The organism is Erythrobacter sp. K21-9 (assembly GCF_055808355.1).
On record NZ_CM147866.1, the window covers coordinates 724,793 to 736,900 of the forward strand.

The following is a 12,108-nucleotide window of genomic DNA, read 5'->3' on the forward strand; positions in this document are numbered from 1 at the left end:
TCAAAATTCATCGATCCCCCGCGCGCATGTGGCGTCTTGTCCCTTGATCTGAGCCATCAATGCCCCCACCAACGGGGGATGGCAAGCACCGCCCGACAAACCAGCCCTTCCGCGCCGATTGAATGGCGGCGTGAAACCGCGCCGGTTCCCTACCGCGCAGCGCTCGACCTCATGGAGGAGCGCAACGCCGATGTATCTGCTGGCGAAGCCGAGGAGCTTGTCTGGCTACTCGAGCATCCTCCGGTCTACACGTACCGGGACCAGTGCCGATGCGAGTGAGCTTGTCGATCCGCGCTTCGAAGTGATCGATGCCGGGCGCGGAGGGCGCTACACCTATCATGGGCCGGGCCAGCGGGTAGGCTACCTCGTGCTCGATCTGAACAAGCGCGGAAAGGACGTGCGCTGCTTCGTCCATTCGATCGAGGGCTGGGTGATCGATACTCTCAGCGATTTCGGCGTCGAAAGCTGGCGGGCAGATGGCCGAGTGGGCATCTGGACGCAGGATATCGACGGGCGAGAGGCCAAGATCGGTGCAATCGGCGTGCGCGTTCGGCGCTGGGTCACGATGCACGGTTTCTCAGTCAATCTCGACCCGGACCTCTCGCATTTCAGCGGTATCGTCCCCTGCGGGATCGAGGAGTTCGGCGTCACAAGCCTTGCACGTCTGGGCAGGCGGGTTTCACCAGAAGATTGGGATGCGGCGCTGATGGCCCGGTCGCAGGAGTTTCTTGACGCGCTCAATAGACCTGCGCGAAAGGCGCCATGATGACCAGATCGACAATTGCCCTTGCGGCATTCGCCCTCCTTGCCGCCTGCGGCTCAGATGATCCCTCCGGTGAGCAGGCCGGAAGCGGTGAGGGCGGAGAAGTGACTGGCGATGTGCTGGGCGGTTCGATCAGCGACGACATGATCGCGCTTGACCAGCTGACCTCGACTTCGCCGCCTGCCGAACCGACCGGTGGCCCGGACGGCGAGGCGAGTACTGAGGTCACACGAACGACAAGCGTTTCAACCTCCGGCGAAGAAGGTCCGCCTCCTCCCGCACAGCCGGAGCCACCGACGGTGCCAGACGAGGCGGAATAGAATCAGGCGGCGCTCGCAGCCCGCTCCTCTTCGAGAGTCGGATAGTCGATGTATCCTTGCGGGATGGGGAAGTACCAGCTTTTCGGCACGTCCTTGTTCGGATTGAAATGCGCGCCGACGGCGATCCGCTGCTCGAGGTCAGGGTTGGAGATGTAGGGCCGGCCAAAGGCGACCGCATCGCACTTCCCGCTGCTTACATCGTCATCGGCTTCCTGTGCGCCATAGTCGGAATTCAGGATCAGCGGGCCGGAAAAGATCTCGCGGATCATCGGGCTTTGCTTTGGCACATCGGTCTGTCCGAAGGTGCCATCGGGGCCGGGTTCGCGCAATTCCAGAAAGGCGAGGCCCAGCTCCTCGATAACCTTGGCCGCAGCGCCGAATGTCGCCGCCGGATCGCTGTCGTCGACGCCTTGTGTTTCGCCATTGGGGGAGAGCCGAATGCCAACGCGGTCCGCGCCCCAGACATCGATCAGCGCCTCGAGAACTTCGCGCATGAAGCGGGTGCGGTTTTCAGGCGAACCGCCATATTCGTCGGTGCGCAGGTTCGAGCTATCGCGCAGAAACTGGTCGACAAGGTAGCCATTGGCCCCGTGCAATTGCACGCCGTCGAAACCGGCTTTCTTGGCATTCTCGGCAGCATGGCGGTAATCGCCTACAACGCGCTTGATTTCATCTGGCGAGAGCTCGCGCGCCTGCGCATATTCCTGCTTGCCCTCGGGTGTGTGCGCCTCGCCGGGTGCCTTGGTCGCGCTGGCCGATACCGGCGGATTGCCATCGAGGAAGTAGGGGTGAACCAGCCGGCCCATGTGCCATAACTGCATGACGATCAGTCCGCCTTCTTCGTGCACGGCCTCGGTGATCGGCTTCCAGCCTTTGACCTGCTCATCGCTCCAGATGCCCGGCGCGGAGGGCCAGCCGAGACCTTCGCGGCTGATCCCGGTCGCTTCGGTAAGGATCATTCCTGCGCCCGCGCGCTGACTGTAATAGGTTTTCATCATGTCGTTCGGCGTGAACATCGGATCGGCGGCGCGCCCGCGAGTGAGCGGGGCCATGAAGATCCGGTTCTTGGCCTCAAGTGCGCCCATTTTGAGCGGCTGGAACAGAACGTCGTGCATAGCGATAAAGTCCTTCTGCTGATTTGCTTGGCTATCCACTTGGAGATGAGCGCGCTAGGGCGCAACCATGGAAAAAGAGGGGAGCGGCGAAACAAAACTTTTCGATCCGCTCGGCGCATTCCTGCTCGCGGCGCTGCTGGCGGGCAATGTTGCGCTCGCGCTCGGGCCGTGGCTGGTGCGGCTGTCGGATACCGGCCCCGTCTCGGCGGCTTTCTGGCGCTTGTTTCTCGCGCTGCCGTTTCTGGTGGTTTTCGCAAGACTGGCTGCCCAGCCGCTGACAGGGATGCCGCGAAAGACGCTGGTGCTGGTCGCGATCGGGGCGACCGCGTTCGCGATGGACCTGGCGAGCTGGCATATCGGCATCGGCCTGACACGGCTCGGCAATGCGACGCTGTTCGGCAATGCAGGATCCATCATCCTGCTGTTCTGGGGTTTTGTGATCGCGCGGATGCTGCCGCGCGGACTGGAATGGCTCGCGATCCTGTTCGCTCTTGCCGGGGCGGGAATCCTGCTGGGTCGCAGCCTCGAGATTTCTACCGAAACATTCGTCGGAGACCTGTTCTGTCTAACGGCGGGTGTCCTTTACGCGGTCTACCTGCTCACCTTGCAAGGAGAGCGGGTGCGCTTCGGGTCGTGGAGCCTGCTGGTCTGGGTAAGCATCTTTGCCTGCCCGGTGCTGCTCACGCTCGCGCTGGTTCTGGGCGAACCCGTCTGGCCGACCGACTGGACGCCGATCCTCGTCCTGTTCGTCACCAGCCAACTGATCGGGCAAGGGCTGCTGGTCTATTCGCTTGGCCATTTCCCACCGCTGGTGATCGGCCTCGCGCTGCTGACCCAGCCTGCAGTCGCGGCGGTCATCGGCTATAGCGTATTCGGAGAGGTGCTGACCCCGATCGACACTGGCGGAATGGTGCTGCTGGGCAGCGCGCTGGTCGTGGCGCGGGCAAGCGCGGCGAGGTATTAGCGCGAAAAATGTGCGTCGAACTGCTCGTAGCGCTCGCCCACGCGCGCCAGATCGGGGCCTGACAACGCTGTGCCAGCCTGCTCCATCAGCAGCTTGCCCTGGTCGCGCAGTTTCGCGCGCCTGTCATCATCCGAAATCGGTATTGCCGCGTTCTCAATGACGTCGAACATTACCAGCGCCGCATTGGGGCTTGAGGCCACTCCGCTCCTTATCGAGCCGAAGCCGCGCCGAACGTAGTGCTCGAAATCGTCCGGGCACGGGATGACCCGGCAATCATCGGCATCGCTGCCGCAGACATCCTTGCGCAGATCGCGCCGACCGATCTCGGAGATCGAAGCGCCGAGCCAGTGCAGCGCTGTGATCGCGGTGAACGGATCGTTGATGCCCGGCGACAGGGCGCGAAGCCCGATCTCGACCAGTTCGTCGATCAGGAATTGCGGGTCCTGCTCAGGCGCGCGGACCGGACCCAAGGTGAAATCCTCGCGCACGCTTTCCTCGATAGTTTCAGGCTCGCACCCCTTGATCTCCATCAGCGGAAGATCGCGGTGCACGAAATCGCCGGTTCGCACCTTGAGCGAGAACGTGCATCCGCATTCTTCCGCTTTTTTCTCAAGATCCTCGAAATCGATCATCTGGACGTAGCCGGTGTCGCACGCCGTAATTGGCTTGCCGCCTTCTGATTTGCGCGCATCTCTCAGGTTGTCCTCGACCGGGTAGGTCTTGCGGACGACGGCCAGTAGGCGTTCACCGATCGTCTGCAGCACCTTGTTGATCCGGATCGACGAGGGAACGTGATTGAGGAAAAACACGAGCACAGCCACACACAGGGCGAGCAGAAGATAGGCGACGAGCAGCGAGAGTTGCGGCGCGAAACCGGGCAATGCGGTCGCGGCTGCGTCCGCTGCGTCCGCCGCGGGCGATCTCGTCTTCAGCTCGCACTGATCGAAGAACGATCAACGCGTAGACAAAACTGCCGATAAATGTCGCCAGGCTGACCTGGTTTCCCTTGTCTTCGAGGAAGTTGGTCAGAAGGCGCGGACCGTAAGTGCCACTGGCATAGCTGACGGCGACGATAGTGATCGAAAAGACGGTGGAGGCAACGCCGATCATCGCGCCTGCCATCACGGTAAGGATATCGGCTGCACCTTTGGGCCGGACCGGGACCAGCCAATCCACATCGTTCAGGAATTCGGCAAAACCATTGCGGTCAAGCCAGACCATCAGGAAGCCGAGCAGCATCCCGAGAACGGCGAACACTGCAGGATAAAACCAGTAATTGGCGTTCAGGCGCGCCCAGAAAAAACGGATTTCGGCAGTCATGCGTGATCAAACGCATGAAATGGACAATTGGGTGCGCAGATCAGTCTCCGCTCGGCACCTCGTTTTCGGGCACGTCCTCGATGGCGACCTTGCCGATATCGCCCTTGCCAACACTGTCGCTGGCCATTTCCAGCATCCGGTCGAGGCTTTCCTTGGCCTTTATCCGCAGGCCTTCCTCGATCTCGATGCGAGGTTCGAGATCGCGCAGCGCGACGTAGAGCTTTTCCATCGTGTTGAGCGCCATGTACGGGCAGATGTTGCAATTGCAGTTTCCGTCCGCGCCGGGCGCGCCGATGAAGGTCTTGTTTGGCAGCGCCTTTTCCATCTGGTGCATGATGTGCGGTTCGGTCGCGACGATCAGGGTGTCGCCTTCGAAATTTTTTGCAAACGACAGGATAGAGCTTGTCGAGCCGACGTGATCGGCATGGTCGATGATAGCGGGCGGGCACTCGGGGTGAGCGGCGACGGGGGCGTCCGGATACTGCTCCTTCAATTTGAGCAACTCGGTCTCGCTGAAGGCTTCGTGGACGATGCACACGCCCGGCCACAGCAGCATTTCGCGGTCGAACTTGCGGCTGAGGTAACCGCCAAGGTGACGGTCGGGACCGAAGATGATTTTCTGGTCCTCAGGAATCTGCTGGAGGATCGTCTCGGCGCTGGAGCTCGTGACGATCACGTCCGAGAGCGCTTTCACCTCGGTCGAGCAATTGATGTATGTAAGCGCGATGTGATCGGGGTGAGCCTCGCGGAACGCCTTGAATTTCTCGGGCGGGCAGCTGTCTTCGAGGGAGCACCCTGCGTCCATGTCCGGCAGGACCACGATCTTCTCTGGCGAGAGGATCTTTGCCGTGTCCGCCATGAATTTGACGCCGCAAAACGCTATGACATCCGCGTCGGTCTCTGCTGCCATCTGGCTCAGTTGGAGCGAATCCCCGACATAGTCGGCAATATCCTGAATATCGGGAGTCTGGTAATAATGCGCGAGGATCACTGCATTGCGCTCTTTGCGCAGGCGATCAATCTCGGCCAGCAAGTCTTGGCCTGTGGGGACTTTGGTCTCAACGCTCATTCATTCCACCCGGTCATCTGTAGGATTTCGCTTTCCATATAAGCGGAATCTGGCATTTTACGAGGGCTTTAGGTCGCACCGAATCAACGATCCCGATTGGAGATGGATGCGATGTACGAGCTAAATCTGACCGAGTCGCATTTCCCGGCCCAGGCGGATACGCCTTTTGAAACCCGCACCATTGCGGGGCTTTTGCGCGAGCACACCAGATCTCGCGGCAAGCAAACGGCCTTGCGCGAAATCCTGCCCGATGGCGAGCGCGGTCGCGAATGGAATTACGCAGAATTGCTCGCCGATTGCGAGAAAGTCGTACCGGGCGCTCGCCTCGCGGCACTCACCGGGCGCGCGGGTCGCGATCTACGCAATGAACTGCCCCGAATGGGTGTTGATGCAATTCGGCTGCGCGCTGGCAGGCCTGACCGTGGTCACCGTCAACCCGGCCTTTATCGCGCGCGAACTGAATTACGTTCTCGAACAATCCGGGGCGGAAGCGGTCTATCATGGGCCCCACGCGCGGGGAACGCCCCTTGCGCCCGTGGTGTCGGAAGCATGTGCGGACCTGCAACGGGTGAAGACGCGGATCGACCTGACCGATCTGGATGCCGTAATTTCAGGTCATGCAAAAGGCACGCTTGCAGAGCTCGAGCCCGACGGGATCATGCAGATCCAGTATACGTCCGGCACAACCGGCTTTCCCAAAGGAGTTTTGCTCCGGCAATCCGCAATCATCCAGAACAATACCGACCTGATGCTGCGTTGGGGGTGCATGCCGGGTGCGTCGAACCTCACTCCGACGCCGCTGTTTCACGCAGGATCTTCGTGCTTCATGTTCGGATGCCTCGCCTTGGGCATGACATTCATACCCCTGCCGCATTTCGATCCGGCAATGATGATCGAAGTCATCGAAAGAGAGCGCCCGGAATTTACCGGCGGCGTCCCCACCATGCTCACCATGATGGTCGATGAAGCGCGCCGGTCCGGCAATGACGTGAGTTCCGTCCGCGCGCTCATGTCCGGGGCAGCGATGGTTGCACCTGAACTTGCCCGCAATGCCGAAGAGGTTTTCGGAGCGCCCACTCAGGTGGTTTACGGGCAGACCGAGGCTTGCCCGGTGATCACTTTCGGCTGGGCGGATGACAGTCTGGAGGATCGCACGGAGACCATCGGACAGCCGATCTCGCATCTCGAAGTGTCGATCCGCGATGTGGATGACAATTCGATCTGCCCGGTCGGCGCGCAAGGAGAGATTTGCGCGCGCGGTTACAATGTAATGGCGGGCTACAACGACAATCCGGAGGCCACCGCTGAAACAATCGATGCCGGTGGGTGGCTGCATACCGGCGATCTGGGGACAATGGATTCCCGCGGCTACGTCAAGATTACCGGGCGCGTGAAGGAAATGATCATTCGCGGCGGGGAAAACCTGTTCCCGGCCGAGATCGAGAATGCGCTGCTGGAACACCCGGATATCATCGAAGTCGCGGTGGCCGGCGTCCCGGACGAAAAATGGGGCGAGGTCGTCGCCTGCTTCATGCGGTTGGCGCAGGGCGCGCAGCGGCCCGCGACCGCCGAACTCAAGGTCTTCATGCGCGAGCGGCTGTCACCCCAGAAGACACCGCAGCACTGGGTCTGGGTCGAGGAATATCCGATGACCGGATCGGGCAAAATCCAGAAATTCGCGATGGCAGAGGGGTTTGCGCGCGGCGAGTATGCCGAGGCCTAGCCAGCCTCTGCCTACATGATGAACCCGGGCGGCAGGAACGGTTCAATCGGGCGCGCGGCTCCGAGTGTGCCTTCGACCACCCATTCGGTCACGGCGATGCCGAATTCCGAATAACCGAGCGCCATGCTCACAGCGAAGGTCGCAGCATAAGCGCCGAGCCCCCACCAATAAGCCGGGTGCACGCTGCCCCGGCTGCGCCAATCGGCGATGATGCCAATGAATGGAAACGTGAAGGTGGCAATCGTCGTGATCAGCCACGAATTGGGGATCATCAGCGGCAGCGGAAGCAACCGGCCAAGCCCCGGCCCGGTCAGGATCGCCATCGCGCACAGCATCAGCCGCCTGTGCCACCCGGTGTACCGCCTTCGCATCATGGCCCACAATGCCAATCCGCCGAAGCACCATAGGACCATGATGTTGCTCCACAGGAATTCGCTCTTGTGAAAAAAGAATGGGCCGCCATTGCGCTGCGCGACCACAATCATGATCAGCGCGCCTGTCGCAACCATGGTCGGAACGAAGAGGTACGCCGCCTTGCCGAGACTGGCGCGCAGTGAGCGGTTGCCACTCCCGATCGTCACATGTTGAGCGAGATAGAGGCCGATCCACCCCATGAAGATCACTCCGTGCAGGTGATAGGGCCACGGCACATCAAAGCTTGATCGGCCCATGCCCAGTTGAACCGAGAATCCGGCAAGGATGATGAACGACATGACGAACGCCATGATCGTGAAGAAACGCGTCTTCTCGATTCCATTTGCCTCGCCCGGTACTGCCGCCGCTGCAGTTGCCATCGGCTTGTTCTCCCCCTTCAGATACAAGCGACCCCGATTGGAACTGAAAGATTAAGCGCAGCGGCCCGAACTCGTCAATTAACGCGCCAGATTTCGACGCCGGCTTCATGGGCGCGGCTTGCAAGTCCGCGCTTTTCCAGGTCGATCAGGTGAGCCGTGACGCTCATCTCGGCAGCTGGGATCAGGCGCTCGTCCAGCCCCTTGTACATGTGCGGGATGAATTCGGAGACGGCGCGCGGCTGCTCGCCCATCAGGCGCAAAATCTGGTTTTCGCGCTGGCGGCGGTGGCCGATCATGCCGCGCACCAATTGCCGAGGCTTGGTAATCGCCGCTCCATGAGCCGAATGGTAGACAATATCCTCGCGCGCCTGGAGTTTCTCGAGGCTCGCCATGTAATCGCCCATGTCTCCATCGGGAGGGATGACGACGCTGGTCGACCAGCCCATGACGTGGTCGCCAGTGAACAGCGCGCCGCTCTCCTCCAGCGCAAAACACAAATGGTTCGAGGTGTGACCCGGCGTTGCTACTGCCGTCAGCGTCCAGCCGGTTCCGCGCATCTGCTCCCCATCCTCGAGCACGCGATCGGGGGAGTAAGTGGTGTCGAACGCCTCATCCGCGCGCGGCAAATCGGTCTTGAGCACCAGCGGCGCGCAGCCGACGACCGGTGCGCCCGTCTTCTGAGCAAGCGGAGCGGCGGCGGGTGAGTGGTCGCGGTGGGTGTGCGCGCACATGATGGCGCGCACCTCGGCATCGCCTACGGCCGCCAATATTGCGTCGATATGCGCGCTATCATTGGGGCCGGGGTCGATGACCGCGACATTTTCGCCCGCACCGACAACATAGGTCTGGGTGCCGGTATAGGTGTAAGGCGAGGGATTGGGAGCAAGCACGCGCCTCACCAGCGGTTCGACCAGCTCAGCTTCTCCGGTGGGCCACGGTTTGGGAGGAATGCCTGCCATGCTTTGCCATATGGGCGTCTTTTGTTATCGCCTCAAGCGCCGGTGCACACATCACCGCGCGCGGGTATGCTCGTTCACGCGGCCTGAAGGTCGCGTCACTGCAGGCGGGCGGTCGCCCTTGCGGTCGCTGCGCGACCGTTTTAGCGCTGTGGTTCATTTGAGAGACGCGGGCGATGATTTCTCCTGCGCTCAAGCAGCGAAGCGGTGGCGCAAACACTATGTCCGACTACATTCTCGTTCTCGACGAAGGCACCACTTCCACACGCGCGATGCTCTTCGCGAGCGACGGTGTGCTCATCGCATCCGCGCAGCAGGAGCTGACGCAGCATTATCCGCACAGCGGCTGGGTCGAGCACGATGCGTCCGAGATATGGAACAAGACCCTCCAATGCGCGCTCGACATCATTCCGAAGGCGGGCGGAGCGGCGGCGATTGCCGCTATCGGCATCACCAACCAGCGGGAAACGGTGGTCGCCTGGGACAAGGATACGGGCGAGCCGCTCACTCACGCGGTCGTGTGGCAGGATCGCCGGACCGAGCCGTTGTGCATGGAATTGCGCGACGCCGGGCACGAGGAGGCGGTGCAGGCGCGCACCGGTCTGCTGCTCGATCCGTATTTCTCGGGCACGAAAATGCGCTGGATGCTCGACAACGTGCCCGAAGTGCGCGCGGCGGCGGACAAGGGCACGCTCGCGTTTGGCACTGTCGAAAGCTGGTTGACCTTCAAGCTGACCGGCGGCGAGCATGTATCCGACGCGAGCAATGCCAGCCGCACGCTGCTGCTCGAATTGGCGGGCACGCAATTCAACGAGGGGTTGTGCGACCTGTTGGGCGTGCCGCGCGCCGCGCTTCCCGAAGTGATCGACATGTCCGGCGCGCTTGGCGAAACCGATCCATCGCTGTTTGGAAGGGCGATCCCGATCACCGGCATGGCAGGCGACCAACAATCGGCGACCATCGGTCAGGCCTGCCTTGCACCGGGTGAGACCAAGGCAACCTATGGCACGGGCGCATTCGTGCTCACCAATCAAGGCAAAGATATTCCGCGATCCGCCAACCGCCTGCTCGGCACGGTGTTGTCGCAAATCGGCGGCGAGCGGACCTACGCTATCGAAGGATCGGTGTTCGTCGCGGGCAGCCTCGTCCAGTGGCTGCGCGATTCGCTGGGCATTGTCGAAGTGGCCAGCCAGACCGAAGAACTGGCGCGCTCGATCCCGGACTCAGGGGGCGTGACGATCGTGCCCGCGCTTGCAGGTCTGGGCGCGCCGCATTGGCGGGCCGAGGCGAGAGGTGTCATTTCGGGTCTGAGTTTTGCGAGCGGAAAACCGCAACTGGCGCGCGCCGCGCTGGAAGCGATGGCACATCAGACGCACGATCTCGCTCGCGCATTCGCTGCCGATGGCACGGCATGGGAGACGCTGCGGATCGATGGCGGGATGGCCGCGAATACGTGGATGGCGCAGGACCTCGCCGACATCCTAAATATTCCGGTGGAGCGGCCCGATTTCGTCGAAACGACGGCCTTGGGCGCAGCGATGCTGGCGGCTGCGGGGGCTGGCCTTTATCCGGACCTCGAAAGCGCTGCAGAGACAATGCGCGGCAAGCTAACACGGTTCGAGCCCGACATGACCGAGGATGTGCGTTCGGCCCGGCTTGAACAATGGGCGAAAGCTTTGGCTGCCGCCTGACCGAATGGTTGCAGCCCGCGGTTTTCAGCGCTGGGCAGGTCCGGATTGCCGCATTTCCAATCGGGAGAATTCCCGCCCGATCCGGTGCTGAAATGCGCGCGCCGGGGAGCCCATGTCGAACCCCTGCCGCCATGCCTGATCGAGCCGGGAAATCCTTTGATGGAGCGCTTCGGTCTCCTCGATCAGGACGCAGGTTTCCGGTTCCAGCAGATCGAGCTGCACAGGATCGGCTGGACGGTCCGGCGGCAGTGCGCCGTGATTGCGCACCTGGTTCTCGGTCATCTCGCCCGAGAAAAACGCGCGCTGGTTCAGCAGCCATGCCAGCAGGTGCATCATGCGCGTCGTCGTCTTGAGTCCCTCGGTCGAAAGCGCGAGGCGCACTGTCGCATCGTCATCGATGCCCGGCTCCCTTGTCCCGAGTGCGAACACGGCGCGAACTTCGTCTGCAAGGACAAGAGCTTCGCTGTAGAGCGCCTCGATAATCGGGCGCGAAAGATTGCTGGTGCGGGTCATGCGTGAGATTTTCGCTACGCCCGGAAAGCGCGTGTAGCCATAGCATTATGGTTATTATCCGCTTGCAATTTCATTCCGTCCCTTCGCGGGACAGATTTGCTATATCCTTCATGAGACAACGCGAGGCAGGGGTGCGCCGGATTTCGTGAAGCGGATGAAATCAGGCGATAATATCGGGAAGTAGCGAATCCTCGATCATCGAAATCTGATCCTTCAGCCTGAGCTTGCGTTTCTTCAAACGGGCTATCTGGAGCTGGTCGGATGCACCGGCCTCGGTCAGCGCGGCAATAGCGGCATCAAGGTCGCCGTGCTCGGATTTGAGCAGTTCCAGCGTCTTGACCAGCTCTTGCTCATTCATTCATCATTGTCCTCAACTTGCGCTCGCATAGGCACCGCTCCGATAGCTTGGCCAGCCAACGATTCACCCCGCGATTCTGCGCACACATCGTTTCACCCAAATGAAGCGCTTTGCAAGTTAACCCATCTGTGGTTTCATTGGAATCAGCGGCCCTAGCCGCCTTTGTGCCGAGTCGTTCCCCCGGGGGCAGTCCCCCGATCTAAAGGAGAACATGCATGGCATCGTCACACATCAACGCACTCCAATCCAAACATGCCGGCCTCGAAGCCAAGCTTCGCGAAGAAATGGCCCGCCCCGTGCCCGATGCAGCGACGATCCAGCAGATCAAGAAACACAAGTTGCGATTGAAGGAAGAAATACGCAGCTCCTGACACTGCGGCGCTTCCGTCTCTCCTGACCACGGCGATTTCCGGAGCGATATCGGGCACCACTTGCGCGCCCGGATTCCGGAATGCGCGGGCAGTCCAGCCGCAACTTGCGGGGCCTGCGGGCCGCACCGCTTGGCTTTGCTTTTGCGTGCCG

At 61.4% G+C, this 12,108-nt stretch carries 13 protein-coding genes and 1 pseudogene; 6 read left to right on the forward strand and 8 right to left on the reverse strand.

Features of this window, described 5'->3' with window-relative positions; all coding sequences use genetic code 11:
• The first annotated feature begins 78 nt into the window (after window positions 1-78).
• Window positions 79-766 (forward strand): annotated as a pseudogene (gene lipB / locus AC0L39_RS03635) (lipoyl(octanoyl) transferase LipB).
• Window positions 763-1,083, forward strand: a complete 321-nt coding sequence (locus tag AC0L39_RS03640; RefSeq protein WP_473260814.1) for a hypothetical protein — start codon at window positions 763-765, stop codon at window positions 1,081-1,083. The pseudogene lipB and the gene AC0L39_RS03640 overlap by 4 nt, the downstream one beginning before the upstream one ends.
• A 2-nt stretch (window positions 1,084-1,085) precedes the next feature.
• Here the strand turns inward: AC0L39_RS03640 and AC0L39_RS03645 are convergent, their stop codons facing one another.
• Window positions 1,086-2,198, reverse strand: coding sequence for an alkene reductase (locus AC0L39_RS03645; RefSeq protein ID WP_473260816.1), 1,113 nt, complete (start codon window positions 2,196-2,198; stop codon window positions 1,086-1,088).
• A 67-nt stretch (window positions 2,199-2,265) separates the two neighbouring features.
• On the opposite strand from AC0L39_RS03645, the gene AC0L39_RS03650 reads away from it, so the two are divergent.
• Window positions 2,266-3,162, forward strand: a complete 897-nt coding sequence (locus AC0L39_RS03650) for a DMT family transporter (protein ID WP_473260817.1) — start codon at window positions 2,266-2,268, stop codon at window positions 3,160-3,162.
• On the opposite strand, the gene AC0L39_RS03655 is transcribed toward AC0L39_RS03650, so the two are convergent.
• Genes AC0L39_RS03655 through nadA form a run of 3 tightly spaced genes read right to left on the reverse strand, consistent with a single transcriptional unit; the run spans window position 3,159 to window position 5,551 of the window.
• Window positions 3,159-3,983 carry a DUF2254 domain-containing protein gene (locus AC0L39_RS03655; RefSeq protein ID WP_473260818.1) on the reverse strand — a complete coding sequence of 275 codons (825 nt, stop codon included), beginning with the start codon at window positions 3,981-3,983 and terminating at the stop codon, window positions 3,159-3,161. The genes AC0L39_RS03650 and AC0L39_RS03655 overlap by 4 nt on opposite strands.
• On the reverse strand, window positions 3,907-4,482 hold the full coding sequence (locus tag AC0L39_RS03660; protein ID WP_473260820.1) for a DUF2254 family protein: 576 nt from the start codon (window positions 4,480-4,482) through the stop codon (window positions 3,907-3,909). The genes AC0L39_RS03655 and AC0L39_RS03660 overlap by 77 nt, the downstream gene beginning before the upstream one ends.
• Window positions 4,483-4,522: 40 nt before the next feature.
• Window positions 4,523-5,551, reverse strand: coding sequence for a quinolinate synthase NadA (gene nadA / locus AC0L39_RS03665; protein WP_473260821.1), 1,029 nt, complete (start codon window positions 5,549-5,551; stop codon window positions 4,523-4,525).
• Between the two features lie 364 nt (window positions 5,552-5,915).
• Between nadA and AC0L39_RS03670 the strand changes: the two genes are divergently transcribed.
• The gene (locus AC0L39_RS03670; protein WP_473260823.1) at window positions 5,916-7,274 is read left to right on the forward strand and encodes a class I adenylate-forming enzyme family protein; all 1,359 of its coding nucleotides are present in this window, start codon (window positions 5,916-5,918) and stop codon (window positions 7,272-7,274) included.
• An 11-nt stretch (window positions 7,275-7,285) separates the two neighbouring features.
• Here AC0L39_RS03670 and AC0L39_RS03675 read toward each other — a convergent pair whose 3' ends face one another.
• Together AC0L39_RS03675 and AC0L39_RS03680 are read right to left on the reverse strand one after the other, a co-directional pair.
• Window positions 7,286-8,068, reverse strand: a complete 783-nt coding sequence (locus AC0L39_RS03675; protein ID WP_473260825.1) for a hypothetical protein — start codon at window positions 8,066-8,068, stop codon at window positions 7,286-7,288.
• 74 nt (window positions 8,069-8,142) lie between these two features.
• Window positions 8,143-9,027, reverse strand: coding sequence for an MBL fold metallo-hydrolase (locus tag AC0L39_RS03680; protein WP_473260827.1), 885 nt, complete (start codon window positions 9,025-9,027; stop codon window positions 8,143-8,145).
• A 218-nt stretch (window positions 9,028-9,245) separates the two neighbouring features.
• Between AC0L39_RS03680 and glpK the strand changes: the two genes are divergently transcribed.
• A complete protein-coding gene (glpK, locus tag AC0L39_RS03685) occupies window positions 9,246-10,715 on the forward strand; it encodes a glycerol kinase GlpK (RefSeq protein ID WP_473260829.1) in 1,470 nt (489 codons plus the stop codon).
• A gap of 24 nt (window positions 10,716-10,739) precedes the next feature.
• Here the strand turns inward: glpK and AC0L39_RS03690 are convergent, their stop codons facing one another.
• Both AC0L39_RS03690 and AC0L39_RS03695 read right to left on the reverse strand, forming a co-directional pair.
• Window positions 10,740-11,228, reverse strand: coding sequence for a DUF1465 family protein (locus AC0L39_RS03690; RefSeq protein ID WP_473260831.1), 489 nt, complete (start codon window positions 11,226-11,228; stop codon window positions 10,740-10,742).
• A gap of 160 nt (window positions 11,229-11,388) precedes the next feature.
• Window positions 11,389-11,586 (reverse strand): YdcH family protein, encoded by a 198-nt coding sequence (locus AC0L39_RS03695; protein ID WP_473260832.1) that lies wholly within the window; start codon window positions 11,584-11,586, stop codon window positions 11,389-11,391.
• Window positions 11,587-11,801: 215 nt separating this feature from the next.
• Here AC0L39_RS03695 and AC0L39_RS03700 point away from each other — a divergent pair, with 215 nt between their 5' ends.
• Window positions 11,802-11,957: a YdcH family protein gene (locus AC0L39_RS03700; RefSeq protein ID WP_473260834.1), complete on the forward strand. Its 156-nt coding sequence runs from the start codon at window positions 11,802-11,804 to the stop codon at window positions 11,955-11,957.
• The last annotated feature ends 151 nt before the right edge of the window (window positions 11,958-12,108 follow it).